The organism is Bacillus sp. FSL R5-0585, from assembly GCF_038004545.1.
GTDB classification, from domain to species: Bacteria; Bacillota; Bacilli; order Bacillales; family Bacillaceae_G; genus Bacillus_A; species Bacillus_A cereus.
Map to the genome: position 1 here is coordinate 320,832 of NZ_JBBORJ010000001.1, position 26,930 is coordinate 347,761.

The window sequence follows — 26,930 nt, forward strand, 5'->3', positions numbered from 1 at the left end:
TTACAACCAGCTCCTTATCTGTCAGCGTAATGCTGCGAGAATTAGCACCGTGTCTACAATTGTAGATCGGTTGCCGGGTTTCGTCGGGCTCGTCCCTCCACCTGCTCTTGATAAGAAGTATTTAGAAATGTTTAAATTTTTAAGATAACTGAATTTTGTCAGATATTTTTCGTGTTGTCAATTACTTTTTGAAAAAATTTAATTTATCAATTCGATTAATGGCTTCTCGTAATCTATCTTCTGTATGCAAGAGACCAACACGGACATACCCTTCCCCATGCTCACCAAATCCAACACCAGGAGCAACTGCGACATGTGCTTTTTCTAGTAAAATATTAGAAAATTGCTCAGAGGTATATCCTGTTGGAACGGGAAGCCATGCAAAGAATGATCCTGTTGGAATGTCTACATTCCAACCAATTGAGTGACAGGCTGAAATAAGAGCGTTTCTTCGAGATTCGTAACTATTTACAAGGTCTATTACACAAGACTGTGAACTTAATAGCGCTTCTCGAGCAGCATCTTGAACTGCACCGAATATACTAACATACATATGATCTTGTAATAGGTTAATTGTTTCAATCACACTTTCATTCCCTACAGCAAAAGCGATGCGCCAGCCAGCCATATTGAAAGTTTTTGATAATGTGTAAATTTCAATTCCTATATCTTTCGCACCATCTGCTTGCAAGAAACTAACAGGTTTTTGACCATCAAATCCGATAGCGCCATAAGCAAAATCGTGAACAACTAATATATTATGTTTATTAGCAAAGTGAATGGTTGCATCAAAAAAATCTTTTGATGCAGTAGCACCGGTAGGATTATTTGGATAGTTTAAAAACATTAATTTTGCACGCTCTGCAATAGAGTCATTAATGTTCGTATAATCTGGCAAAAAGTTATTTTCTGCAATAAGCGGCATTGTTTCAAAGTGTGCTTTTGCTAAAGCAACCCCGGATAAATAATCTGGATAACCTGGATCCGGAACGAGAATCGTATCACCGGGATTTGTAAAACAAATCGGTAATTCTACTAGTCCAGCCTTCCCTCCAAACAAAATAGCAACTTCAGTTTTTGGGTTTAATTCCACGCCGTATTCATGTTTATAGAATGTAGCCACGGCTTCCTTTAAGCTTTCATGTCCGCGAAATGGCGGATATTTATGATGAATGGTCTTTTCGGCAGCATCTTGTAAAGCTTTTACGATATGCTGCGGTGTTGGTTGATCTGGATTACCTTGACCTAGATTAATAACATCGTGACCAGCTGCAACGACTTTGTTAACTTTTGCAACAAGTGAAGCGAAAAATTGTGTTGGCAATGATGTTACTATCTCAGAAGGTTGAAATAATTTCATACTTTCCACCTCTTTTGAAAGTTGTTACAATTCTAGTGACAAATGATATAATCTTTCCAGTATTTTGTAAAGAGAAAAATAAGAATGGGGCTGAAAAAATGAAAGTCGCATGTATTCAAATGGATATTGTTTTTGGAGATGTAGAAAAAAATATTGAGAATGCTAAAAATAAAATAAGTGAAGCTATGAAGGAAAGGCCAGATGTTATCGTCTTACCAGAACTATGGACAACAGGATATGATTTAACGAGACTTTCTGAAATTGCAGATAGGGATGGAGTGGAAACGAAAGAAAAGTTAATAGAATGGGCGAAGCAATATGATGTACATATTGTTGGTGGGTCCATAGCAAAGCAAACAGAGCAAGGCGTTACAAATACGATGTATGTTGTAAATAATGAAGGACAGTTAGTCAACGAATATAGTAAAGTACATTTATTTCAGCTTATGGATGAACATAAATATTTAATAGCTGGTAATGGTACGGGCGAATTTAAGCTAGATGATGTTGAATGCGCTGGAACAATTTGTTATGATATTCGTTTTCCAGAGTGGATGCGTGTTCATACTGCTAAAGGGGCAAAAGTATTATTTGTTGTAGCAGAATGGCCATTAGTTCGTTTAGCACATTGGCGTTTGCTATTGCAAGCAAGAGCAGTTGAAAATCAGTGTTATGTTGTTGCGTGTAATAGAGCAGGAAAGGATCCGAATAATGTGTTTGCAGGTCATTCTTTAATTGTGGATCCTTGGGGTGAAGTTGTAGTAGAGGCGAATGAAGAGGAATCAATTTTATTTGGAGAGCTTGTATTCGAGAAAATTAGAGAAGTACGAAAAGGAATTCCAGTTTTTGCGGATCGTCGTCCAGAATTATACAAATAAAATGTTGACAAGTGATTTTTATTCTTGGTATAGTCATCAACATAAAGTTAAAAATTCAAAAAATTATACAACTCTTATCAAGAGCAGGTGGAGGGATTTGGCCCGATGAAGCCCAGCAACCGACCGTAATACCATTGTGAAATGGGGCGTTTATTACGCCAAAAGGCACGGTGCTAATTCCAGCAGAAAGTAAAACTTTCTGGCAGATAAGAGGGGAGAAGATAAACTTCAAACCTCTTTCTTAGTGGAAAGAGGTTTTTCTGTGTTAGAAAAACCTCTGAATTTAAAAAGGGGGAGAAGACGATGGGATATTATTCATTAACAGAAATAACAGCTGTACAATATGCGAAAGATCATGGTTATTTTGAAGAGAAGGCAAATGTCATTTGTCATGAAATTGGAGATGGAAACTTAAATTACGTGTTCAAATTAGATGATGGAGAGAAATCCATTATAATAAAACAAGCACTGCCTTATGCTAAAGTAGTTGGTGAAAGCTGGCCATTGTCTATAAAAAGAGCAACGATTGAAAGCAAGGCATTACAAATTTTTGCGCAGTATGTACCGGATTATGTTCCAGTAGTGTACAGTCATGATGAAGAGTTAGCGATAACGGTAATAGAAGACTTATCAAGACTAACAATTACAAGAAAAGGATTAATAGACGGAGAAGAATATCCGCTTTTATCCCAGCATATTGGTCGTTTTCTAGCACATGTTTTATTTTACACTTCAGATTTTGGTTTACAGTCAGAAGAGAAGAGGATACTAGAAGGTACCTTTGTAAATCCGGACCTATGTAAAATTACAGAGGATTTAGTGTTTACAGATCCTTTTGGGCATTATGATACAAATGATTATGAGCCAGATTTACAGCTCGTGGTTGATGAACTTTGGAGTGATAAAACTTTAAAACTAAAAGTAGCACAATATAAATATAAGTTCTTAACAAGAAAAGAAACTCTTATTCATGGTGATTTACATACTGGTAGTATTTTTTCGTCACCTTCTGAAACGAAAGTGATTGATCCAGAATTTGCGACATATGGCCCATTTGGATTTGATATAGGTCAATTTATTGCAAATCTATTATTAAATGCTTTATCTAGAGAAGAAGAAAAGAGAAGTGTACTATTTTTTCATATAGAAAAGACGTGGAGTTATTTTGTAGAGACTTTTACAAAGTTATGGATTGGGGAAGGTGTAGAAGCATATACGAAAGAAAAACAATGGTTACCAATTATTTTGCAAAATATCTTTACTGATGCTGTTGGATTTGCCGGATGTGAACTAATTCGTAGAACAATTGGTTTAGCTCATGTAGCAGATTTAGATGAAATAGAAAATAAAGAAACAAGAATTCAAGCTAAGAAACAAGCGCTATCCTTAGGAAAAGAACTAATAAAATATGAATCTAAAAGTGCTGATATTCAACTGTTTCGAACATTATTTCAACAGACAGTTTCAAGGGGTGTAAAAGCATGAGTACAATTGTTACTGTTCCGAGATCTGTAAGTTGGAAAGGTGATGCAATTGCAGTATTAAATCAAACGAAATTGCCACATAGCACAGAATACAAAACATTAACGACTATTGAAGGGGTTTGGAAAAGTATCATAATGTTAGAAGTACGTGGAGCGCCTGCAATTGGAATTGTAGCTGCATTTGGCTTGGCGCTTGCAGCGAAAAAATATAATACTTTACATATCGAAGAATTTCAAAAGAAGTTTAATAGAGACTGTAACTATTTAGGGACATCACGCCCAACGGCAGTAAATTTATTTTGGGCAATTGATCGTATGAGAGAATCTATTCGAGAGATTACTACAATAAAAGAAGCACAAAAAATATTAGAAGAAGAAGCGCTTCGCATTCAACAGGAAGATGAAGAGGTGTGTCGAAATATTGGGGAATATGCGTTAACATGTTTTAAAGATGGCGATAATATTTTAACAATCTGTAACGCTGGAAGTATCGCAACTGCCAGATATGGAACTGCATTAGCTCCCTTTTATATTGGAAAAGAGAAAGGTGTGCGTTTACATGCATATGCGTGTGAAACGAGACCAGTTTTACAAGGTGGTCGCTTAACGACGTGGGAATTGAAGCAAGCAAATATTGATGTGACCCTTATAACAGATAATACTGCAGCTCATGCTATTCAAACGAAAGAAATAAACGCAATTATTGTGGGGGCGGATCGAATTGTCGCAAATGGAGATACAGCCAATAAAATAGGGACAATGAATTTAGCTATTTTAGCAAAGTACTTTAATATCCCATTTTACGTTGCTGCGCCACTGTCAACATTTGATGTTACGAAAGAAACTGGAGCCGAAATTATTATTGAAGAAAGAGATGAAACAGAAGTTACGAAAATCTTTGGAAAACAAGTAGCACCAATTGGAACGGATGTTTATAATCCAGCATTTGACATAACGCCGAATGAATTAATTACAGGAATTATTACTGAGAAAGGTATTATACGCGGGGACTATAAACGAGAAATTGCATCATTATTTGAAAAACAAGCTAATACATAATAGCTTGTTTTTTTATGCCTAAATGCAGTGTTTTCTCTTACTTATATAATGAAAGGAGGGGAAGAGGGTGGAAGAGTGGATCAAGATGATAGGTAATGTAGGGTTTCCAATTGTTGTAACATTATATTTACTCCACCGTATTGAAAGTAAATTAGAGGGGGTAATTGTTGCAATTGAGAAGCTCCCGCGGCAATTACTAAAGTACGAAGATCCTCGGGATAAAAAATAAAGTTTGCTCTTCTTGAGCAAACTTTATTTTTATTGAGCGGTATAACCACCATCGATAACGACAGCTTGACCAGTTATACCTTTAGCTTTTTCACTCGCTAAAAACATCGCATAATCTGCAATTTCTTGTACTTGTAATAAGCGCTTTTGTGGAACGAGTGGATAAATAACATCTTCTAAAACATTTTCAAGTGGTACATTTCGTGTAGTAGCTAAGTCTTGTAGTTGATTACGTACAAGGGGGGTATCAACATAACCAGGGCAAAGGGCATTAACAGTAATACCATGCGTAGCACCTTCTAAAGCGGCAACTTTTGTTAATCCAATTACGCCATGTTTTGCACTATTGTAGGCAGCTTTTCCAGCAAACCCGACAAGGCCGTTAATAGAAGCGATATTAATAATACGACCATATTTTTGTTGTTTCATAATCGGAAAGGCATGCTTAATTGCAATAAACGGAGCAATTTGCATAATTTGAATTAGTAGCTCGAACTTTTCAGTTGGAAAGTCTTCAATGGGTGAAACGTGTTGCATTCCTGCGTTGTTAATTAATATATGTAATGAACCGAAATGATCAACTGTTTGAGAAATTGCTGCTGTAATTTCCTCTTCAGATGTAACGTCACATTTTAAACCGATAGCTTGAAAACCTTCATTTTGTAATTGTTCAGCAGCTTCTTTTGCGCGTTCTTCAAGCCGATCGGTAATCACAACTTTTGCACCTTCTTTTGCAAAAGCCTTTCCCATTTCATAACCAATGCCACTTGCAGCACCTGTTAAAAAGACAACTCGATTTGTAACCATGATGAAAAACATCCCTTCATAATAAAGTTTTCATAGTGCTCTATTTAGAGAAGCTATAATGAAATTCCTGCAAACATTTGGAAAAAATATCGTTAGCTATCTTGTTTTGCAAAATAGTCTTTGCTATACTATTTTGTAAAGCAAGATACTTACGCTTATCTATCTTGTAAAGCAAGATAGTAGGAGGATTTGAATTATGTCGACAAGTCAAATGCTGAAAGGGATTTTAGAAGGATGCTTACTTGCTATTATTTCTGAAGGCGAAATATACGGTTATGAAATGAGTGAAAAGCTAGCGAAGTATGGTTTTACAATGGCGAGTGAGGGAAGTATTTATCCGTTATTAATACGAATGCAAAAAGAAGGACTAATAACAAGCGTAATGAAGGAATCTCCATCTGGTCCAAAGAGAAAATATTATACATTAACAGAAAAAGGCGAGGAAGCACTTGATGAATTTATGGATCGCTGGGAAACGATGCAAAGTAGTGTAGAACGTCTACTTGAAGGGAAGGGAAGGAGAAAATAATGCTATCAAGTGAAGCGCGAAAGTTTTTGTTAGATATGAGATTATTTTTGACGGCAAAGAGTGTGAAAGAAAGCGATATTGAAAATTTTATAGAAGATGCGGAACTCCATTTAATTGAGGGGGAGAGTGATGGGAAAAGTGTAGAAGATATTTTCGGAAGCTCACCGAAAGAATATGCAAATGAACTTGTCAAAGTAATGGAAAGAGATAGACAGGAAACGTGGAAGCAAATTGGTTTTACAGTAATGAATATCGTATCGTTTTGGATTATTGCTTCTATCTTAATAGTGAATCATGGAATGTTACAGATTTCACTTATTCAGTGTATCGGTTACAGTTTTTCATTGATTTTAGTTGTTATAGGTCCTAATTTTCTACTTCGCAAAATGACCTTCGTCACAAGCTTTACAAAAACATGGTTTTCCATGTGGTCTTTAGTTATGATTGCTCCATTGTTTTTATTAGGAGCTGTTACGATATTAGATGTGATATATCCTACAAAAATGCTCACATTCACCGAAGTCCAAAGTTATATAGTAGCTGGTGGGATTTTTATGATCACAGTAGCGATAAATATATATTTTGAAGGATGGTTTAAAAACTTATATTTAATCATTCCACTTTCTATTATGTTACTGTTTAAAACATTTACATCGGAAGATCTTATGCCAATGCTATTTCAAATTATATGTTTATACGGAAGTTTGTTTATTTTAATTTTCCTTGAAATTATGATGAAGACGAATAGAAGAGAAATGGTTAAATAAGGGAGGGGTTATAATGAATGTTTCTAAAGAAGGAGAAAAGTTTTTAATCGATACGAAAGTATATTTAATAACAAAAGGGATTAAAGAAGAAGAGGTGAACGCCTTTCTAGAAGATGCAGAACTTCATTTAATAGAAGGTGAAAAAAAGGGAAAGACGGTAAGGGACATATTTGGTGACTCACCAAAAGAGTATGCGGAAGAATTAGCGAAAGAGATGGAGAAGGATAAAAGCGGAAGTATAAAGAGTGTTTTAGGAATGATTATTGGTATTGGTGGGTATTGGTTACTAACCAATATTTTATTTGGAAATTCGAATCAACAATTTACGTTAACAAATGTACAGTTAATTGGTTATCCTATCGTTTTAATTATTACAATTATTGGAACGGTTTTTGCGTTTAGAATGTCTTCTTTTAAAAGTAAATTAGTAGAGTTTGGAATTATTTATGTAATAGTAATGATACCTATTTTATTATTAGTGTTATTAATGTTTATGAATAAATGGTACGGGACACCTGTATTGCAATTAACTACAATGCAAAGTTATATACTAGCTGGAATAATCTTATTAGTACTGCTAATTGGTGAAGCGTACATACTTGAATGGATTGGAATATTAGCTGTTATCATACCGTTATTAATTATGTTTGTATTTAAAGAATTAGGGAAGCAAAACCCATATTGGGGAATGTTAGAGCCTTTACTTCTGTACGGAAGTTTATATGTATTAATGAGATGGTCTTTTAAAAATGAAGAGGAAAAAACTATAAGCTAGTTTTATACTAATAGTGAAGTGAACGAACTGAATTTTTTATCAAGGGGGGAACGAATATGCAAAGTATATTTCTAGGTATATTGTCTATTGTGTTTTTAGGTTTAACGATTTTTGGGCTCTATACTACCTTTGTGAAAAAGGTACATGATGACTATTTCGATACTTTATTAGATGACACATCGGGTTATATTCTGTTCTTCGGTTTTATTGGAAAAGGGCTGCTCTGGATACACCAAAAATTATTTCCAAAGAAATATTATATAGGGATTTTTAGAGGGATTACATTTACATTTAGTTGTCTATTTTTATTTCTAGCAGCCGGGATTTGGTTTGTTGATTGGAATAAGTCGTTTTAAACAGTAACATGAGGGTTACTGTTTTTTTCTTTGTAATAAAGAGCTTTGTAAAGAGAGCGCTTTTTGTTCTGCTGTTAATAAGGAATGAATATGAACGTTTTCTGGACGAGGGACTATCGGATACATAAGATTGGTTGGAGAAGGATGGTGCTCCGAGCCAGTTGGGGAATGAGGATCTGCATGAGTAAGTTTTCCGTGAATACGTCTTGTAAATAAGATATGACCGATTTCGTGAGCGAGCGTATATATATTTTTCATAGGAGCAGCTGAGTTTGTTAAAACGATATATCCTGTAAGTTGTTGCTGTTTTGCTAAAGAGTAAGCGCAGGCAATTACTGCTGTTTCTTTGAAATAATCACTGCCAATATAACAAATATAAAGGTCGCATTCAGGAGCTTCATTTACACATGTTTGGAAAAAGGATGCCAGCTTTTCTTGACTTTGAATGGAATTTTTATAACTGATTTCACGGTCAAAAAAACGGAAAAGTTCATTTAATACAATTACTTCTTGAATTTGAAATGTAATGGGGTGCCAAATTGATTCTGCAACAGCTAAATCTTTTGCGATGCGGTCATCAGAAATATCGGCGCCGGGAGTAATACAAATACATATATTGACGTATGGATCCATAAGGAACACCTCAAATGAAAAAAGTTCTTCCTATAATATATGTGGGAAAAAGATGTCATGTATGGATAAACGCCTTCTTTATTGAATATATAGATGACAAGTCGAAAAAATTTCATAGTTCTATAACGTAGTGTGATCATCTTTTTGATATAGTAAAGGAAAGGGGGAGAATATATGTATACATTAAAAATCGTTTCAGACAGAGAAGCACTTTATCAATTTGCGAGTTATGTAAGAGTTGTACAAGGGGTGGAAGATGTATATGTAGAGGTGGGAGAACCTTTATATGAACATCCGTTAATGAAGTTTTATGTACATATTAAGCTGAAAGAAACATATGAGCAGCATAAAGCGTTACAGGAAATAGCAAGATTAGTAGAATTGGGGCGTTTTACATATGTCCATTATCGTAATGATGAAATTGAGGAAGCTTTTGAAGCTGTAAAATATGAAAGTTTTAAGAAATAAAGGTGAAAAAAAGGAGGCGAAAGCTTCTTTTTTTCTTTAAAATTACATGAACAAAAAGAGCAAAATTTTGTTATGATAAGGGAGGTTAGGGAAAGGGGAATTTACATATGGGGTATATTGAAGAGTTACGAAAAGTCGTTGGTACAAGGCCGCTTATTCTCGTAGGATCAGCAATTATTATATTAAACGATAATCAAGAAGTATTGCTTCAATATCGTTCAGATACATATGATTGGGGTGTACCTGGTGGGGCGATGGAACTGGGCGAAACGACAGAAGAAACTGCACGTAGAGAGTTATTTGAGGAAACGGGGTTAACTGCAAAAATAATGCAATTTCTTGGTGTTCTATCTGGAAAAGAAGTATATTTCCGTTATCCGAATGGCGATGAAATTTTCAATGTTATTCATCTGTATCAGGCACATCATGTGAGCGGGGAATTAAAGCTCGATCATGAAGGGTTAAAACTTCAATATTTTCCAGTAGATAAGTTGCCAAAATTGAATGAAACGACAGAGAAAATTTTACAAAAGTTTTTATATGCGCTGACAGAATAGAAGGTTAATTCCTTCTATTTTTATTATATTAAATATTTTGATTTTTTAGTATGTTTATAGTATGATAGTTATAGATATACATCTTATGGAATTTCACCTAAAAACTGACTAGGGTACATAAGAGAGGGGCAAGTGCAAAATGCATAATGTTGTTATTACAGCTGCAGTTCGTTCGCCAATTGGAACTTTTGGAGGAGCGCTAAAAAATGTAACGCCAGTAGAATTAGCTGTTCCTGTACTTCAGGAAGCTGTAAAACGAGGCGGGGTAGAACCACATGAAGTTGATGAAGTAATTTTAGGTCATTGTATTCAAAGAACTGATGAAGCAAATACGGCGAGAACAGCTGCATTAGCGGCAGGATTTCCTGACACAGTTACGGGATATACAATCCAACGTCAATGTTCTTCAGGTATGCAAGCAATTATGTCAGCTGCAATGCAAATCCAATTAGGTGTAAGTGATGTTGTTGTTGCAGGTGGGGTAGAAGCGATGAGTTCGAGCCCTTATGCATTGAAACAGCACCGCTGGGGACAACGTCTACAGCACGGAGAAATTCGTGATACGGTGTGGGAAGTGTTAGAAGATCCGATTCACCATATTATGATGGGTGAAACAGCGGAAAATTTAGTTGAACAATATGAAATTACAAGAGAGGAACAAGATGAAGTTGCTCTTCGCAGTCATACATTGGCACTGAAGGCAATCGAGTCTGGATACTTTGACGATCAAATTGTTCCTATTACAATAAAAGAGCGTAGAAAAGAAGTTGTATTTTCGAAGGATGAACATCCACGTGCAGATATTACAGCTGAAAAATTAGCTGGATTGAAGCCGGCATTCCGTAAAGATGGATCAGTGACTGCTGGAAATGCATCTGGCCTTAATGACGGGAGTGCAGTTCTAGTATTAATGAGCGAAGAAAAAGCGAAAGAAAAAGGTTTACAACCGTTAGCTAGAATTGTTGGATATTCAGTAGCTGGAGTAGATCCAAAAATTATGGGTATTGGACCAGCACCAGCAATTCGTAAAGGTTTAGAAAAAGTAGATTGGTCATTGGAAGATGCAGATTTACTTGAAATTAATGAAGCTTTCGCGGCTCAATATTTAGCTGTAGAGAAAGAGTTAGGCTTAGACCGTGAAAAAGTGAACGTAAACGGTAGTGGCGTAGGACTTGGGCATCCAATTGGTTGTACAGGGGCTCGTATTACAGTAAGTTTAATTCACGAATTAAAAAGACGTGGGTTAGAAAAAGGAATTGCCTCTTTATGCGTCGGTGGCGGTATCGGGGTTGCCTTATTTATAGAAGCACTATAAAAAAGAAGCAGCTATTGCTGCTTCTTTTTTTACGACTCAAATAGATGATGGAATAATCGATCGCGATTTTCAAAGAAAAGTTTCGTCGTTTGGTAATGCTCAGTTTCTTCTAATGTGGATTCGTGAATTCCCTCTTGTGTTAAAGAATATATAGTGGATTCAGGATAAGCCATTAAAATAGGAGAATGCGTCGCGATAACAAATTGTGAACCTTGTTCAGCTAGTTCGTGCATTCGAATGAGCATGGAAAGTTGTCTCATTGGTGATAAAGCTGCCTCAGGCTCATCTAAAATGTATAAACCTTGTCCTGAAAAACGGTTCATAAATAATGAGAAGAATGATTCACCGTGTGATTGTTTGTGTAGTGAGATACCACCATAAGAGTTGATAACCGGATTCCCACGTGCTTCTCTATCAGCATCTATTTCATCAATATAAGAAGCAACGTTATAAAATGATTCAGCGCGAAGAAAGAAACCGTCGTTTGGTGTATTGAAACTTTTTGAAATGCGAAGGTATTCATGTAAAGATGAATGGGAATCGTTTGTGCTAAAGCGGAAGTTCTTCGTTCCACCTTCTGCATTAAAACCTAACGCAATTGCAATTCCTTCAAGTAATGTTGATTTACCTGTTCCGTTTTCTCCAATAATGAATGTTACATTTGGATGGAAAGCTAGTGATTGTAATGTTCGAATAGCGGGTAAGCAGTAAGGATATGCGGAAAAACTAGGGATATTTTCTTTTTTTAATGTGACATTTTGTAAAAAGGGTACGTCAATCAATATATAAACCTCAATTCATAACGGATTTTGAATTTAAAAAGGCAGCAAATACAAGTGTTAATGACACCTGAATCCCTTCTTGTTTTCTGAATATTTTATGTGGATTATATCATTTAAACTATCATATTCCAATGTGAAAATAAATATTGCATGAAGATCCATTCTCTCGTTATGATATATGGTATTCTATTGAAAATGTGAGAAGGAGTTAAAGTATGCCGTTTACATTTGCACATCCAGCAGCAGTTCTTCCTTTTGCGAAAAAGCATTCTAAACATATTTCAGTAACGGCTCTTATATTAGGTAGTATGGCGCCTGATTTTGAATATTTTTTGCACTTTAGACCCTATGGTGTTATTGGCCATACATGGCTTGGGTTCTTATATTTAAATTTACCGCTTGTATTTCTAATCGCATACATATATCATTACATTTTAAAAAAGCCGTTTATAACGCATTTGCCTAAACCGTTTGCTGGTTATTATTCATATGCAATAGATGAGAGGTGGGGGCTACATATCTGGAAAGAATTCTTTGTATTTTGCTATTCTGCATTATTCGGTATGCTCACGCATGTTGTTTGGGATGCATTTACTCATAATACAGGCTATTTCGTTATGAAAATAGCATTGTTACAAATTGAATTACGCAGTATTCCATTGTATAAATATATGCAACATGGGAGTACATGTGTTGGCTTATTATTGCTATTATACGTACTATGGAAGTATAAAGATGAAACAGGGAAAGATATGATTGTAGCTTTAGAAAAAAGAAAGTATTGGGTTTCGATAATCATTGTGACAGCTTTTATATTTATCGTGCATGCGTTCCTAGATCCCTATTTTCATATTTTCCAAATTGGAGGTATAATAGTATCTGGATTGACAAGTTCATTTTGTGGAATTGTCATTGTTTCTATAGTTTACAAAGCAAGGGACTAATTTTATATTCATGAATGATAGCGTTAGGAGAAATGAAATGATGAAAGCATGGAAAAGTATTTTTGTTTTATGTAGTTTTCTTCTTATGTTAAGTGGTTGCTTCCATCAAGAAGAAAAGAAAGCTGAACCGAAGAAGAAAGAATCTATTCCTGAAACGAAAGAATATGGTGGGCGTGAGCTGAAAAAAGTAGGACAAAAAGTGAAAGAAACAGGATGGGGTACTTTCAAGTTAGAGCAGATGCATTCTGTGAATCAAACATTTGAAGTAGCGCCAATGAAAATTCACGTACAAGATGTGAAAGTAATCTCTTTATCACAAATGAGTGAAAAGGCAAAAAATACATTGAAAGTATATACGGCACTAACTCCTGAAGAAGTAAAACGTAGATTAGGGGATAAAGTAAGCCAAGAAGATGCAGAATTATATGCATCGCTAAGTGGAACAGAGATTAGTAATACAATTCGTTACGTTGAGATTACATATAAAGTGGAGAATAGCGGAAATAAAAATATGCAATTTTTCTCTATGAATGATGTTATGATTAATGGTAAGCAACATTTTAAAGTAGCCACTCAAAACTTTTTATATGACGAAGATACGTTAGTTGGTACAAAAAATGTATCAAGAGAAGACTATAAGCCTGGTGAAATAAGAGATGGTATTATTGGTTTAATACTTGACGATGGAAAAGACAAGGTAAAGGATATTCAGTTTACAACTGATGATTTACTTGCAGGAGATTCAGAAACACAAGATGTTGTAAAAGAGCCACAAACGTTTAACATCTCACTAAAATAATGTAAGACAAAACAGTCAGCATACAAATATTATGCTGACTGTTTTTTTATTTCTTTTATGTATGAATCTACATTTTGAAAAGGCACCTTAATTTTAAACGCATCTTTTTGTTCATTAAATTGCTTTTCATTGTAGGGACCGAAACGTTTATTGTGCTTTACATCAATAATCCAATAATGTTCACTTTTTTTATTTGCAATTGCTGCGTCAGGGTTATTTGGATCTGATTTTTCCTCAGTTTGTTTTGCAATAATGTATTTATCATCCCAAGCAATGTCTGTAATTTTTGCAGGGATGTATTGTGTGGCATATACAGCATCTTGCGAGGGGAAAAGTTCAAATGCATTTCCAGAAGTACGTATGAGTTCGTATTCATCGTTAACCATATAAGTTAAGTGACTTGTGTTTCCTGCACAACCAGTTAATAGGAAGGCGACGAATAGGATTATCCATTTTTTCAATATGGGAACCTCCTTTATAATGCTATTGTAACAAATTGTACAAGAAAAGTAAGAGAAACGCTAGTTTACAATGTTTTTTAGAAGTGGTACGATGAGACGGGTAAAGAAGGATATGAAGGAGTCGACATAAAATGAAGTTAAAGATGCATCGTCCAGCGCTTGTAATGAATCGCATAGGTGCTTCCCTAATTGACATGTTTTTAATCTCGGTTATGTATGGTGCAGTAGTAGCTATTATGACCGGAAACTATAGTGCTATGTTTAAGCGCTTTAATATAAGCTTAGGTGATTTTAGATATGATTTTGCAGTAGTTTTCATATTAATGGCGATATATTTTATTGTATTACCCTTTCTTTGGAACGGTGTTACACTTGGAAAAAAGATAACGAGAATAAAACTAATTTCATTGAAGAGTGAAAAGCTAACATTGCAAACATTAATTATAAGATTTTTTGTAGTGTTATTACCGAACGTATTGCTATTAGGAATTCCATTAATATGTAATGTATATATGATGTTGTTCCGCAAAGATAATTGTGGTTTTCAGGATTTAATTACAAAAACGAAAGTAATAAGTCTTGTATAATGAAAAAAAGACCTTTTTATATATAAAAGGGTCTTTTTGATTTTATAAGTATATGGGGAATGTTTACAGTAAGGAAAAGCCAAAATGTATTATTTCTATTTGTAATAGATTGAAAATTAAGAAAATGATATAATGATTAAAAATAATATCTTTATTCCGCCATATTGGGGCTGAGTAAAATTTCACTTTATATAATAAGGGGGAAGTTAAAATGACAGGAGGTAGCATAATTTTTTGGGGTATTCTCATTTTTATCGGTCTAGTTTTCGATCAGCGTAATAATAAGAAAAAAGAAGGATAAAAAGTAAACGTTTACAAATTAAATAGCAATTTTTCTTGCTTGCAGATTAATCTTATAAAGGAGTATACTGAATGACGGTAAGACTTATAGAAGGGGTAATGAAAATGAAGCTTGCAGGAAAAGTTGCTATCGTAACTGGCGGTGGCATCGGTATTGGACGTAATACAGCTCTTTTGTTGGCTAAACAAGGCGCAAAAGTTATTGTGACGGACATTGATCAAGAGAGTGGACAAGCAACAGTGGAGGAAATTATGAATCTAGGCGGAGAAGCACTTTTTGTATCCTATGATATGGGAAAGCAAGGAGATTGGCAACGCGTTATTAGCATTACTTTGAATGCATTCAGTCGCATTGATATGCTTTTTCAAAATGCTGGTTTATATAAAATAGATTCTATTTTTTCTCGCCAACAAGAGAACGATTCCAATGTACTTTGTATTAATGACGTTTGGATAGAGATAAAACAATTAACGTCATCTTTTATGAAACAGCAAGAAGAAGTGGTGCTTAGTGATTTACCGATTTTCGGTATTATTAGCACGAAAGGACAATCATTTCATACAGTAGAAGCCCTAGTATAATAATGAAAACCGCCCTCAATATATGTGGACGGTTTTTTGTATGTGTATAGTAAAGATAAATTTTTTAGCGAATACGTTGTTCAGTTTGGTTATCAAAGAAATGCGCTTTATTCATATCAAATGCTAATTTAATTTGGTCACCAGGTGAAAACGTATGTCTTGCATCTACACGTGCCGCAAAATCTTGATTCCCAAGTTTCATATATAAAATGGATTCAGCACCTAATAACTCAGCAACTTCAATTTTTGTTGTGAAGGCAGTAGATTGTGAAGCTTCTAAAAATAGTAGTTCATCATGAATGTCCTCTGGACGAATACCTAAAACAATTTCCTTATTTACATAGCCTTGTTCACGTAGCATCTTCATTTTTCCTTCAGATACTTTAATTTTTATAGTATTGTCTATAACGAAATCGGTTTCAGTCAATTTACCACGGAAGAAGTTCATAGCTGGTGAGCCGATAAATCCACCCACGAAAATGTTTTCTGGTGTTTCATATACTTCTTTTGGAGTTCCAATTTGTTGGATTTTTCCATCCTTCATAACGACAAGACGCGAAGCCATAGTCATTGCTTCTGTTTGATCATGTGTTACATAAATTGTTGTTGTTCCAAGACGATGATGTAGCTTAGAAATTTCTGAGCGCATTGCAACACGGAGTTTAGCATCTAAGTTTGATAATGGTTCATCCATTAAGAAAACTTTTGCATCTCGAACGATTGCTCTACCTAAAGCAACACGTTGGCGCTGTCCACCTGATAATGCTTTCGGTTTTCTATCTAAATATTGTTCAAGTCCTAAAATTTTTGCTGCATCTTTCACACGACGATCGATTTCATCTTTTGGTATTTTTCGAAGTTTTAATCCAAATGCCATATTATCATATACACTCATATGTGGATAAAGAGCGTAGTTTTGGAATACCATAGCGATATCTCGATCTTTTGGAGGAACATCATTCATTAGTTTACCATCAATTGAAAACTCGCCTTTTGAAATATCTTCAAGTCCAGCTACCATTCGTAATGTTGTAGATTTTCCGCATCCAGAAGGACCGACAAATACAATAAATTCTTTATCTTGAATGTGTAAATTAAAATCAGTTACAGCTGTTACGTTATTATCATATATTTTATAAATGTTTTCTAATTTAAGTTCTGCCATGGTATTTCCCCCTAGAAATAATTATGCAAACGTTTTCTTTGAGTTCATTATAAACGAATAGATTCAAAAAATAAATAAAAAAATAAAACGTTTTCATTTATTGGAGATTTATTAGTGGTTTTCATATGTTTTCTTAGAAAAAGAACAATAAAAATTGTAAGCGCTATTTTAAATTGAGATAGAATCTGTTATCATTCATTAATGAAAACGTTTGCGCCTTAAAAAAGAGAAAAATGAATGATGAATGAAATGGGGTAGCATAATGGAAAAACAATGGTGGAAAGAAAGTGTAGTATATCAAATTTATCCTCGTAGCTTTATGGATAGTAATGGTGATGGTATAGGAGATCTTCAAGGGATTATTTCAAAGCTAGATTACTTAAAAGAGTTAGGGATTGATGTGATTTGGTTATCACCAGTCTATGAATCTCCAAATGATGATAATGGTTATGATATAAGCGATTATTGTAAAATTATGAACGAGTTCGGAACAATGGAAGATTGGGATGAGCTATTACATGAAATGCATGAACGTAATATGAAACTTATGATGGACTTAGTTGTTAATCATACTTCGGATGAACATAATTGGTTTATTGAATCACGTAAATCAAAAGATAATAAATATAGAGATTACTATATATGGCGCCCTGGAAAAGAAGGAAAAGAGCCGAATAACTGGGGAGCAGCGTTTAGTGGATCAGCATGGCAGTATGATGAAATGACAGATGAATATTATTTACATCTGTTTTCTAAAAAACAGCCAGATTTAAATTGGGATAATGAAAAGGTAAGACAAGATGTTTATGAAATGATGAAGTTTTGGTTAGAAAAAGGAATTGATGGCTTCCGTATGGATGTTATTAATTTTATTTCTAAAGAAGAGGGATTACCAGCTGTTGAAACAGAAGAAGAGGGGTATGTTTCAGGTCATAAGCATTTTATGAACGGTCCAAACATTCATAAATATTTACATGAAATGAATGAGGAAGTATTATCGCATTATGATATTATGACGGTTGGTGAAATGCCTGGTGTAACGACAGAAGAAGCGAAATTGTATACTGGAGAAGAACGAAAAGAATTGCAAATGGTATTCCAATTTGAACATATGGATTTAGATTCAGGAGAAGGTGGAAAGTGGGATGTAAAACCATGCTCACTTCTTACTTTAAAAGAGAATTTAACAAAGTGGCAAAAAGCATTAGAGCATACCGGATGGAATAGCCTTTATTGGAATAATCATGATCAGCCTCGCGTTGTATCTCGTTTTGGTAATGATGGAATGTATCGCATTGAATCAGCAAAAATGTTAGCGACAGTTCTTCATATGATGAAAGGAACGCCATATATTTATCAAGGAGAGGAAATCGGAATGACGAACGTTCGGTTCCAATCAATTGATGAATATCGAGATATTGAAACGTTAAATATGTATAAAGAAAAAGTGATAGACCATGGTGAAGATATAGAAAAAGTAATGGAATCTATTTATATAAAGGGTCGTGATAATGCTAGAACTCCGATGCAGTGGAATGATCAGAATCACGCTGGATTTACAAAAGGTGAACCTTGGATTACTGTAAATCCTAACTATAAAGAGATTAATGTGAAACAAGCAATCCAAGATGAAGGTTCAATTTTTTATTACTATAAGAAATTAATTGAACTACGCAAAAATAATGAAATAGTTGTGTATGGATCATATGATTTAATATTAGATAATGACCCTTCTATTTTTGCTTATGTAAGAACATATGGAGATGAAAAACTACTTGTCATTGCAAACTTTACTGCGGATGAAAGTGTATTTGAAATGCCTAAGGATATTAGTTATAGTGAATCAGAGTTATTTATACACAATTACGATGTAGAAATCGGATCAATAGATAACATTCCATTACGTCCGTATGAAGCGATAGTGTTCAAATTGAAATAAGAAAAAGCCTTATGCCACTTCAAACTTGGCATAAGGCTTTTTTGGATTACCATTTTAATATGGAGAATCCATATGGAGGAAGTGTAACTTGTAATACACTTGCTTCTGCTGAAAATTCTTCGTTTGTATAAATGTTAATTATTTTCTTACCAGTAACATGAAGAGGGAGTGAAACTGTAACTTCACTATTAGTAGGGTTTAAAACGAAAAAGATAGTTTCATCCTCATATGTTTTCGTATAAGAAATATAATTATGTTCATCATTTGCTTCGATGAATTGAAAAGTACCATGTCCTCCAAATGCTTTATGTTGTTTCCGTAATAAAATCAATGTTTGTATATGGGTAAATAATGCATGATCTTGTTCTTTAGTATCCCAAATCATACATTTACGGCAATCAGGGTCCATGCCGCCATCCATACCAATTTCATCTCCGTAATAAATACAAGGAGAGCCGATGAAAGAAAGATGGAATACATAGAGCAATTTCAACTTATTTTTATCTCCGTTGCATGTTGTTAAAATTCTTGGAGTATCATGGCTGTCTAATAAATGAAATGCTGCTTCATTTACATTCATAGAGTAGGAATGTAGAGATTCTGTAATTTGCTTCATGAATTCACTTGCTTTAATGGAATCGTTAGCAAAGTAAGAAAGTAGAGCGTTTGTAACAGGATAGCTCATGACAGCATCAAATTGATCGCCTTGTAGCCACGGAAGGGCATCGTGCCAAATTTCTCCCAAAATATATACTTCAGGATTTAGTGTCTTTATTTCAGTTCGGAATTCTCTCCAAAAGTTGTGATCGACTTCATTGGCGACATCAAGGCGCCAGCCATCTATATTGAATTCTCGTACCCAATAACGTCCTACTTCAAGTAAGTATTCTTTTACATCTGGATGAGCTGTATTTAATTTTGGCATATACGGTGTAAAGGCGAAAGTATCATAATTTGGAAGTGGTTCTGTTATAATCGGAAATTCATGAATGTGGAACCACTCTTTATATGCGGACTTCTCACCATTCTCTAGTACGTCTTGAAATTTCTCGAAAAAGTATCCACTATGATTAAACACAGCATCGAGCATTACTTTTATACCGTGCTTATGACATTCTTCAACGAGCTCTTTAAAAGTTTCTTTCGTCCCAAATTGTGGGTCAATTTCCATATAGTCAATTGTGTCATATTTATGGTTTGAATGAGCTTTGAAAATAGGTGTGAAATATATTCCGGAAATGCCAAGCTTAACAAGGTAATCAAGGTTTTGAATAACACCAGAAAAATCTCCGCCGAAAAAGTTAGTTGGAGTTGGATTCGCACTTCCCCAAGGGAGGGTGTTTTCTGGATTCAGCGTACTATCGCCATTAGCGAATCGCTCAGGGAAAATCTGATACCAAATGGTGTCTTTAATCCAAGATGGTGCTTTGAATACATCATCTGCATGAATAAATGGAAAACAGAAAAAGTTACCAACATCATCATTTGGAATGCTAGAAAAGAATCCTCGCTCTGCATAAATAAGAGTGTCTGTTTCAGATTTTAATTCAAACCCATAACGTAAGCGCTTAAATTTTGGTTCGATTGAAATGAACCAATAATCAAATAATGCAGTAGAACCCGTTTTTTTCATGGGTGTACTTGCTGATATCCATTTCCCGTCTTTCCATTCGTAAGGATCACCGTAAATAAGATCGGCGCTTTGAATATCATCTCTCTTAGTACGTACTCGGATGTGAATTGTTTGTTCATCATAAGCGTATGCATAATTATCTTTCGGCCTATGATAAATGGCTTCTTTAAACATATAGAAAATCCCCCTTCAATATCTCTATACATAGTATTCCCTTAAGTGTAATAATAAAGCCTATATTGCAAACGATTGCCTTTCTCGTAGCTTTAATATTGCTTATAAGAGTAGTATTCATTTCATATAAAGTCAATGTATAAAGAGTATAATGACATAATTTTTAAATTAATATTTGCAAAATGAATAAAAGAATGTATAATGATAGACAAATAGCGCAAACGTTTTCATAGATTGAGATATTGTTTGCGCTTCAATTAAACTATTAAATGCAAACGTTTTCAGTTACTGAGGTACATAGACAATTTAGGGAGGTTTTTGGGATGAAGAAAGCATTATCATTATTAACGGTTTCAGCATTATCTATTGGTATGTTATCTGCATGTGGGCCGAAAGATTCAGGGAAAAAAGAGGAAAGTAAAGCGAAAAAAGACTATGATCTTCTTGTTTGGGAAGATGATAAAAAAGGTGTTGGTTTAGAACCAGCAGTGAAAAGCTTTGAGGAAAAATATAAAGTAAAAGTAAAAGTTGTTGAAATGCAAATGACAGATCAAGTGAAGAAGTTACGCCTTGATGGGCCAGCGGGGACTGGACCAGATGTTGTAACATTGCCACACGATCAAATCGGAAATGCAGTAACAGAAGGTTTACTTTCTGAAGTGAAAGCAGATGATGCTGTAAAGAGTAAATTTACTAATTCATCAATAGAAGCACAGACATATAATGGGAAATTATATGGTTTACCAAAAGCAATTGAGACACCAGTCTTTATTTACAATAAAAAACTAATGCCAAAAGCGCCAGAAACGATGGACGAGCTGTTTAACTTCTCAAAAGAATTTACGAAAGATGGCAAGTACGGATTTTTAGCATTAGGAGATAACTTCTACTTTGCTAATGCATTCATGGCAGGTATGGGCGGTTATGTATTTGGTGAAAAAGATGGAAAGCCAAATGCAAGTGATGTTGGATTAAATAATAGCGGAGCAGTACAAGGTGCTGAATATCTTCAAAAATGGTACAAGGAAAAATTATTCCCAAAAGGTATTATCGGTGAATCAGGTGGGCCTGCTGCTGATGGACTATTCAATGAAGGAAAAGCAGCTTCTATCATGAATGGCCCATGGGCGTTCCAAGCAATGGAAAAGAACGGGATTGATTATGGCGTTGCTCCAATGCCGAAATTACCAAATGGTCAACCAATGAAAACGTTTGTTGGGGTTAAAGGATGGCATGTAACAAGTTTCTCTAAACAAAATGATTTAGCTACAAAATTCACTGAGTGGGTAACAAATGAAGAAAACGCAAAAATTCGATTTGAGAAAACAAAAGAAATTCCTCCAGTAAAATCAGTAATGGAAGATCCAATTATTAAAGATAACGAAGCTGCAAAAGCAGTTGCAACGCAATCTGAAAATGGAATTCCAATGCCAAACATTCCAGAAATGCAAGAAGTTTGGAAACCAGCTGGAGATGCGCTTCAATTAGTTGTTACAGATAAAGAGGCACCAAAAGCGGCGCTTGATAGTGCAGTGAAACAAATTAAAGGTAATATTGAGGCAAATCATAACAAGAAAAAATAAGGTGAAATTCGTGCCTCGAATATGAGAGGCACGAATTCTCTCCCTTCCATGTAGGAAGAAAAAAGGGGGAAGGAACATGCAAACATCTATGGAACCAGCAAATGGGTTAAACCATTCAAAGCATAGGAAAATAGCAACCATGTTATCAATCATTCCAGGCGTGGGCCAAATGTATAATAAACAATTTGTAAAAGGTCTTATTTTTCTAGTATTAACAGGTTCATTTATTGTAGCCTTTGCTGATTTATTAAATATGGGATTATGGGGTATTGTAACGCTTGGTACAGAAGTTCCACGTGACCATTCTGTTTTTCTATTAGTAGAAGGAATCTTGGCCCTTATCGTTATCGCTTTTGGGCTCGGCATATATGCATTTAACTTATATGATGCATACCAAAATGGAAAGAAACGTGATAGCGGAACACCGTTAAATTCTGTAAAAGAGCAATACCGTAATTTGTTAGATCAAGGTTTTCCTTATTTAATGGTTTCACCAGGTTTTCTACTACTTATCTTTGTGGTTGTATTTCCAATCATCTTCGTAATTTTAATTGGATTTACAAACTATGATTTATATCATTCTCCTCCAGCTAAATTAGTAGATTGGGTGGGCTTTAAAAACTTTATTGATATTTTCACTTTACCGATGTGGAGAGAGACATTTGTAAGTGTATTCTCTTGGACTGTTATTTGGACATTCGTTGCAACAACATTACAAGTTGCACTTGGTATTTTCTTAGCGATTATCGTAAATCAGCCCGGTATTAAAGGAAAGGCGATTATTCGAACAATCTTCATTTTACCGTGGGCGGTTCCAGCATTCGTATCTATTCTTGTTTTCTCTGGTATGTTTAATGAAACATTCGGAGCGATTAACAATCAAGTATTAGCTTTATTCGGAATTGAAAAGATTGCTTGGATGACAGATCCATTTTGGGCGAAGATTGCTTTAATTATGATTCAAACGTGGCTTGGGTTCCCGTTTATCTTTGCGATGACAACAGGTATACTGCAATCGATTCCGGGAGAATTATATGAAGCGGCTACAGTAGATGGAGCGACAGCTTGGCAACAGTTTCGCAAAATTACATTGCCACTTGTGTTATATGCAACAGCACCAATATTAATTACGCAATATACGTTTAACTTTAATAACTTTAGTATCATCTATCTATTTAACGGTGGAGGTCCTGCTGTAGCTGGACAAGACGCAGGTGGAACGGATATTTTAATTTCATGGATTTATAAGTTAACGATGACTTCAGCGCAGTATGGAAAAGCAGCAGCTCTTACAATGATATTATCGTTAATTGTTATTACAGTTGCGTTATGGCAATTTAAGAGAACAAAATCATTCCAAGAAGAGGATATGATGTAAATGAATATTAAAAGACAGAAGATGTTACGTCTCTCATTAAGTTATTTAGTTATTTTCGTAATGTGTGCCATCATTTTCTATCCGTTATTATGGATTATTGGCTCATCGTTTAATCCGGGTGATAGTTTATCTGGATCAAGTATTATTCCACAAAATGCTACATTAGATCATTATCGCAAGCTACTTGATCTCGATTCAAGTAATTACTTACTTTGGTATAAAAATACTTTGAAAGTTAGCGTAATGACGATGATTTTCTCTGTACTAGCCATTAGTTTTACTGCTTATGCATTTTCGAGATATCGTTTTGTTGGAAGAAAGAATGGTTTATTAACATTTTTAATTCTGCAAATGATCCCGAATTTTGCAGCGTTAATCGCACTATATATATTAGCTCAGTTAACAGGATTACTTGATACACATCTTGCATTAATTTTAATTTATGTGGGCGGAGCAATTCCGATGAATACATGGCTTATGAAAGGGTATTTTGATACGATTCCGAAAGAGTTGGATGAATCAGCTCGAATGGATGGAGCAGGGCATTTCCGTATTTTCTGGCAAATCATTATGCCACTTGCAAAGCCAATCGTAGCGGTTGTAGCATTATTTACTTTCATTGGTCCATTTACAGATTTCATTTTAGCGAGTATCATTTTGCGAACACCAGAAAATTATACTTTAGCAGTTGGATTATATGAAATGGTTGCGAAGAAATTCGGTAATGAATTTACAACGTTTGCAGCGGGTTCTGTGTTAATTGCGATCCCGATTTCAATTTTATTCCTATCACTACAAAAATATTTTGTTTCCGGTTTAACAGCTGGAGGTACAAAAGGATGAAAAATGGGACATTACGTCCCATTTTTCTTTTCATCTCCCTATAAATAACTTTATAGGGAGATGAAAAGAGATTTGACATCACATGTGAAAAGAAGTGAAATAAATAGTATATTATAGTATAGGAAAAAATAGCTATATCCCTTACAATACATGAAGAGGGAGAATAGGATTAGTTTTGCAAGATATAAGAAATGAAAGTTTATGACTTGCAATGAGTGCGAGATAAAATATATGAAAAATGGCAGAGAAATGAGAGGAGGGGGATTTTTATGACAGTTACAATTAAAGATGTGGCGAAGCAAGCGAATGTTGCACCATCAACAGTTTCTCGTGTAATTGCTGATAATCCAAGTATAAGTGAAAAGACAAAGCGGCGTGTTAGGAAAGTGATGAGTGAATTAGGGTATCATCCCAATTTAAATGCGAGAAATCTTGCGAACCAAACGACGAAAACACTTGGTCTTGTTATGCCAAGTTCTGCAAGTAAAGCTTTTCAAAATCCATTTTTCCCAGAAGTTATAAGAGGGATTAGTTCATTTGCACACGTAGAAGGTTATGCGCTTTACATGTCGACAGGTGAAACGGAAGAAGAAATTTTTAATGGTGTCGTAAAGATGGTACAAGGACGCCAAATTGGTGGCATTATTCTTTTATATTCAAGGGAGAATGATCGGATTATTCAATATTTACATGAACAGAATTTCCCGTTTGTTTTAATAGGAAAACCATATGATCGAAAAGATGAAATTACATATGTGGATAATGACAATTATACAGCTGCAAGAGAAGTGGCAGAATATTTAATTTCATTAGGGCATAAACAAATCGCGTTCATTGGTGGTGGGTCAGATTTACTTGTAACGAGAGATCGTTTAGCTGGTATGAGTGATGCCTTGAAATTAGCAGACATTGTATTACCAAAAGAATATATTTTACATTTTGATTTTTCGAGGGAAAGTGGTCAACAAGCTGTTGAGGAATTAATGGGACTGCAGCAACCGCCAACGGCAATTATGGCAACGGATGACTTAATTGGACTTGGTGTGTTAAGTGCTCTTTCTAAAAAAGGATTCGTTGTACCGAAAGATGTTTCTATTGTAAGCTTTAATAATGCTTTATTATCGGAAATTGCGAGCCCTCCACTTTCGACAGTTGATGTGAATATTTATCAGCTAGGATATGAGGCGGCAAAAGCTTTAGTTGATAAAGTAGAGAATGCAGAATCCACTGCAAAGTGTATCATTATTCCTCATAAATTACTAAAACGTCAAACTTGTGATCATTATGCATAAAAAAGCTAAGAGTTTAACTCTTAGCTTTTTTCATTAGAAAGGCTTCTAATCGGTCGCAGCCTTCTTTTAAAGTTTCGATACTATACGCATAGGACAAGCGAAGGTAGCCTTCACCGTATTCAGAGAATGCTGTTCCAGGAACTACAGCTAGTCCCGCTTCTTTGACAAGATCAAGTGCAAAATCAAATGATGAAGATGTCAAATGACCAACATATGGGAATAAGTAAAATGCACCTGTTGGCTTTTCAACTGTTAATCCCATTTGAGTGAGTCTATTATATACGTAATCACGGCGTTTTTTATATTGGTGGCGCATCATTTTTGGTGCGTCTTTAGCTGCTGTTAATGCTTCAATTGCAGCGTATTGAGCGATTGAAGTAGCACACGTTACATTGTATTGATGAACTTTTAATATGTGTCCTGCTAAATAGCTTGGTGCAAATAAAAGTCCAACACGCCAGCCAGTCATAGAATGTGATTTAGATAAACCGTTAATGACAATTGTCTTTTCACGCATTTCTGGGAAATGTGCGATAGATGTATGCTTTTGTTCATATACAAGCTCGCTATAAATTTCATCTGAAAGGACGAAAATATTTTTATCTTTTAAAACATCTACAATATCTTTTAATTCTTCTGTGGATAAAGTTACACCAGTTGGATTAGAAGGATACGGTAGTACGATACATCTTGTTTTTTCTGTAATAGCATTTTTAAGCGCTTCAGCTGTTAAACGAAATCCAGTTTCACGAACATCTACAAAAATAGGCGTTGCACCGCATAATCGAATAATGGGTTCGTAACCTGGATAAATAGGAGCAGGTAAAATTACTTCTGTTCCTGGCTCTAAAATCGTTCGGAATGCAACATCAATTGCTTCGCTAGCACCGATTGTAACGATGGTTTCGTTTTCAGGTGAGTAATGTAAATCGTAGTTATCTTTTACGAAGTTACAAGCTGCCTTACGTAATTCTAGTAAACCAGCGTTATGTGTATAGCTTGTATAGTTTTCTGTAATCGCCCGTTTTGCCGCTTCTTTCACGAGAGAAGGTGTAGGGAAATCGGGTTGTCCAATTGTTAAAGAAATCAAATTATCATAGTTTTGAATCATGTTAGAGAATTGACGGATTCCAGAAATTTGGATATCCTTCACTCTAGGGTTAATGAATTGTTCCATTGTATCTCCCTTTCTTCCGTTTGAAAATTAAGTTCATTTTATCATATTTTCTATGATTACGCTTTGTATATGTTA

The 26,930-nt window shown here is 34.9% G+C and carries 29 protein-coding genes and 2 riboswitches; of the genes, 21 read left to right on the top strand and 8 right to left on the bottom strand.

Features of this window, described 5'->3' with window-relative positions; genetic code table 11:
- Positions 1–11 precede the first annotated feature (11 nt).
- A riboswitch (SAM riboswitch) is annotated at positions 12–117 on the bottom strand.
- A 64-nt stretch (positions 118–181) separates the two neighbouring features.
- Positions 182–1,360, bottom strand: coding sequence for a pyridoxal phosphate-dependent aminotransferase (locus MKY38_RS01815; RefSeq protein WP_341047925.1), 1,179 nt, complete (start codon positions 1,358–1,360; stop codon positions 182–184).
- 14 nt (positions 1,361–1,374) lie between these two features.
- Here MKY38_RS01815 and MKY38_RS01820 point away from each other — a divergent pair, with 14 nt between their 5' ends.
- The 4 genes from MKY38_RS01820 to MKY38_RS01835 all read left to right on the top strand — a co-directional run bounded on the left by MKY38_RS01820 (position 1,375) and on the right by MKY38_RS01835 (position 5,010).
- Positions 1,375–2,238 carry a carbon-nitrogen family hydrolase gene (locus MKY38_RS01820; RefSeq protein ID WP_016123295.1) on the top strand — a complete coding sequence of 288 codons (864 nt, stop codon included), beginning with the start codon at positions 1,375–1,377 and terminating at the stop codon, positions 2,236–2,238.
- 71 nt (positions 2,239–2,309) lie between these two features.
- A riboswitch (SAM riboswitch) is annotated at positions 2,310–2,451 on the top strand.
- A 90-nt stretch (positions 2,452–2,541) separates the two neighbouring features.
- The gene (gene mtnK / locus MKY38_RS01825; protein ID WP_000542682.1) at positions 2,542–3,723 is read left to right on the top strand and encodes an S-methyl-5-thioribose kinase; all 1,182 of its coding nucleotides are present in this window, start codon (positions 2,542–2,544) and stop codon (positions 3,721–3,723) included.
- Positions 3,720–4,781, top strand: a complete 1,062-nt coding sequence (gene mtnA / locus MKY38_RS01830; protein ID WP_000104624.1) for an S-methyl-5-thioribose-1-phosphate isomerase — start codon at positions 3,720–3,722, stop codon at positions 4,779–4,781. The genes mtnK and mtnA overlap by 4 nt, the downstream gene beginning before the upstream one ends.
- 67 nt (positions 4,782–4,848) lie before the next feature.
- Positions 4,849–5,010, top strand: a complete 162-nt coding sequence (locus MKY38_RS01835) for a YvrJ family protein (protein ID WP_000393336.1) — start codon at positions 4,849–4,851, stop codon at positions 5,008–5,010.
- A 29-nt stretch (positions 5,011–5,039) separates the two neighbouring features.
- Here the strand turns inward: MKY38_RS01835 and MKY38_RS01840 are convergent, their stop codons facing one another.
- Positions 5,040–5,816, bottom strand: coding sequence for a 3-hydroxybutyrate dehydrogenase (locus MKY38_RS01840; RefSeq protein WP_000258427.1), 777 nt, complete (start codon positions 5,814–5,816; stop codon positions 5,040–5,042).
- A gap of 196 nt (positions 5,817–6,012) precedes the next feature.
- On the opposite strand from MKY38_RS01840, the gene MKY38_RS01845 reads away from it, so the two are divergent.
- From MKY38_RS01845 to MKY38_RS01860, 4 genes are read left to right on the top strand one after another with little or no spacing between them, the layout of a single operon-like run.
- Positions 6,013–6,345, top strand: a complete 333-nt coding sequence (locus MKY38_RS01845; protein ID WP_000107982.1) for a PadR family transcriptional regulator — start codon at positions 6,013–6,015, stop codon at positions 6,343–6,345.
- Positions 6,345–7,112: a DUF1129 domain-containing protein gene (locus MKY38_RS01850; RefSeq protein WP_000952889.1), complete on the top strand. Its 768-nt coding sequence runs from the start codon at positions 6,345–6,347 to the stop codon at positions 7,110–7,112. The genes MKY38_RS01845 and MKY38_RS01850 overlap by 1 nt, the downstream gene beginning before the upstream one ends.
- Positions 7,113–7,125: 13 nt before the next feature.
- On the top strand, positions 7,126–7,887 hold the full coding sequence (locus MKY38_RS01855; protein WP_341047930.1) for a DUF1129 domain-containing protein: 762 nt from the start codon (positions 7,126–7,128) through the stop codon (positions 7,885–7,887).
- 56 nt (positions 7,888–7,943) lie between these two features.
- A complete protein-coding gene (locus tag MKY38_RS01860) occupies positions 7,944–8,243 on the top strand; it encodes a hypothetical protein (protein ID WP_001190643.1) in 300 nt (99 codons plus the stop codon).
- 15 nt (positions 8,244–8,258) lie between these two features.
- Here MKY38_RS01860 and MKY38_RS01865 read toward each other — a convergent pair whose 3' ends face one another.
- On the bottom strand, positions 8,259–8,876 hold the full coding sequence (locus MKY38_RS01865) for an ImmA/IrrE family metallo-endopeptidase (RefSeq protein ID WP_000371605.1): 618 nt from the start codon (positions 8,874–8,876) through the stop codon (positions 8,259–8,261).
- Between the two features lie 174 nt (positions 8,877–9,050).
- On the opposite strand from MKY38_RS01865, the gene MKY38_RS01870 reads away from it, so the two are divergent.
- From MKY38_RS01870 to MKY38_RS01880, 3 genes are all read left to right on the top strand, one after another.
- Positions 9,051–9,344, top strand: coding sequence for a DUF3928 family protein (locus MKY38_RS01870; protein WP_000288330.1), 294 nt, complete (start codon positions 9,051–9,053; stop codon positions 9,342–9,344).
- 107 nt (positions 9,345–9,451) lie between these two features.
- A complete protein-coding gene (locus tag MKY38_RS01875; protein WP_000540529.1) occupies positions 9,452–9,901 on the top strand; it encodes an NUDIX hydrolase in 450 nt (149 codons plus the stop codon).
- Between the two features lie 139 nt (positions 9,902–10,040).
- Positions 10,041–11,216 (top strand): acetyl-CoA C-acetyltransferase, encoded by a 1,176-nt coding sequence (locus MKY38_RS01880; RefSeq protein WP_000552078.1) that lies wholly within the window; start codon positions 10,041–10,043, stop codon positions 11,214–11,216.
- 29 nt (positions 11,217–11,245) lie between these two features.
- Here MKY38_RS01880 and MKY38_RS01885 read toward each other — a convergent pair whose 3' ends face one another.
- Complete coding sequence (locus tag MKY38_RS01885; protein ID WP_000567998.1) at positions 11,246–11,998, bottom strand: AAA family ATPase; 753 nt, start codon at positions 11,996–11,998, stop codon at positions 11,246–11,248.
- Between the two features lie 215 nt (positions 11,999–12,213).
- On the opposite strand from MKY38_RS01885, the gene MKY38_RS01890 reads away from it, so the two are divergent.
- Together MKY38_RS01890 and MKY38_RS01895 are read left to right on the top strand one after the other, a co-directional pair.
- Positions 12,214–12,942: a DUF4184 family protein gene (locus MKY38_RS01890; RefSeq protein WP_341047934.1), complete on the top strand. Its 729-nt coding sequence runs from the start codon at positions 12,214–12,216 to the stop codon at positions 12,940–12,942.
- Between the two features lie 37 nt (positions 12,943–12,979).
- Positions 12,980–13,741, top strand: a complete 762-nt coding sequence (locus tag MKY38_RS01895) for a hypothetical protein (RefSeq protein WP_000973899.1) — start codon at positions 12,980–12,982, stop codon at positions 13,739–13,741.
- Between the two features lie 29 nt (positions 13,742–13,770).
- Here MKY38_RS01895 and MKY38_RS01900 read toward each other — a convergent pair whose 3' ends face one another.
- Entirely contained in the window at positions 13,771–14,202 is a 432-nt protein-coding gene (locus MKY38_RS01900) for a DUF3997 domain-containing protein (RefSeq protein ID WP_000758787.1), read from the bottom strand.
- A 131-nt stretch (positions 14,203–14,333) separates the two neighbouring features.
- Here MKY38_RS01900 and MKY38_RS01905 point away from each other — a divergent pair, with 131 nt between their 5' ends.
- The 3 genes from MKY38_RS01905 to MKY38_RS01915 all read left to right on the top strand — a co-directional run bounded on the left by MKY38_RS01905 (position 14,334) and on the right by MKY38_RS01915 (position 15,671).
- Positions 14,334–14,789, top strand: a complete 456-nt coding sequence (locus tag MKY38_RS01905; protein WP_000769082.1) for an RDD family protein — start codon at positions 14,334–14,336, stop codon at positions 14,787–14,789.
- Positions 14,790–15,000: 211 nt separating this feature from the next.
- Complete coding sequence (locus tag MKY38_RS01910) at positions 15,001–15,090, top strand: hypothetical protein (protein WP_000145636.1); 90 nt, start codon at positions 15,001–15,003, stop codon at positions 15,088–15,090.
- A 71-nt stretch (positions 15,091–15,161) separates the two neighbouring features.
- Positions 15,162–15,671 carry an SDR family NAD(P)-dependent oxidoreductase gene (locus MKY38_RS01915; RefSeq protein ID WP_000218410.1) on the top strand — a complete coding sequence of 170 codons (510 nt, stop codon included), beginning with the start codon at positions 15,162–15,164 and terminating at the stop codon, positions 15,669–15,671.
- A gap of 64 nt (positions 15,672–15,735) precedes the next feature.
- Here MKY38_RS01915 and MKY38_RS01920 read toward each other — a convergent pair whose 3' ends face one another.
- On the bottom strand, positions 15,736–16,836 hold the full coding sequence (locus MKY38_RS01920) for an ABC transporter ATP-binding protein (RefSeq protein ID WP_000818931.1): 1,101 nt from the start codon (positions 16,834–16,836) through the stop codon (positions 15,736–15,738).
- 262 nt (positions 16,837–17,098) lie between these two features.
- Between MKY38_RS01920 and malL the strand changes: the two genes are divergently transcribed.
- Positions 17,099–18,775 carry an oligo-1,6-glucosidase gene (malL, locus tag MKY38_RS01925; RefSeq protein WP_000415178.1) on the top strand — a complete coding sequence of 559 codons (1,677 nt, stop codon included), beginning with the start codon at positions 17,099–17,101 and terminating at the stop codon, positions 18,773–18,775.
- A 46-nt stretch (positions 18,776–18,821) separates the two neighbouring features.
- Here malL and MKY38_RS01930 read toward each other — a convergent pair whose 3' ends face one another.
- Entirely contained in the window at positions 18,822–20,582 is a 1,761-nt protein-coding gene (locus MKY38_RS01930) for an alpha-glycosidase (RefSeq protein ID WP_000471775.1), read from the bottom strand.
- 323 nt (positions 20,583–20,905) lie between these two features.
- Here MKY38_RS01930 and MKY38_RS01935 point away from each other — a divergent pair, with 323 nt between their 5' ends.
- The 4 genes from MKY38_RS01935 to malR all read left to right on the top strand — a co-directional run bounded on the left by MKY38_RS01935 (position 20,906) and on the right by malR (position 25,678).
- Positions 20,906–22,165, top strand: coding sequence for an extracellular solute-binding protein (locus MKY38_RS01935; protein WP_000709923.1), 1,260 nt, complete (start codon positions 20,906–20,908; stop codon positions 22,163–22,165).
- A 76-nt stretch (positions 22,166–22,241) separates the two neighbouring features.
- Positions 22,242–23,543 (top strand): maltosaccharide ABC transporter permease MalC, encoded by a 1,302-nt coding sequence (malC, locus tag MKY38_RS01940; protein WP_070179473.1) that lies wholly within the window; start codon positions 22,242–22,244, stop codon positions 23,541–23,543.
- Positions 23,544–24,386, top strand: coding sequence for a maltosaccharide ABC transporter permease MalD (malD, locus tag MKY38_RS01945; protein ID WP_341047936.1), 843 nt, complete (start codon positions 23,544–23,546; stop codon positions 24,384–24,386). It begins immediately after the preceding gene.
- Between the two features lie 269 nt (positions 24,387–24,655).
- Entirely contained in the window at positions 24,656–25,678 is a 1,023-nt protein-coding gene (gene malR, locus MKY38_RS01950) for a maltose operon transcriptional repressor MalR (protein WP_000219053.1), read from the top strand.
- A gap of 13 nt (positions 25,679–25,691) precedes the next feature.
- Here malR and MKY38_RS01955 read toward each other — a convergent pair whose 3' ends face one another.
- A complete protein-coding gene (locus MKY38_RS01955; RefSeq protein WP_000434578.1) occupies positions 25,692–26,855 on the bottom strand; it encodes an aminotransferase A in 1,164 nt (387 codons plus the stop codon).
- Between the last annotated feature and the right edge of the window lie 75 nt (positions 26,856–26,930).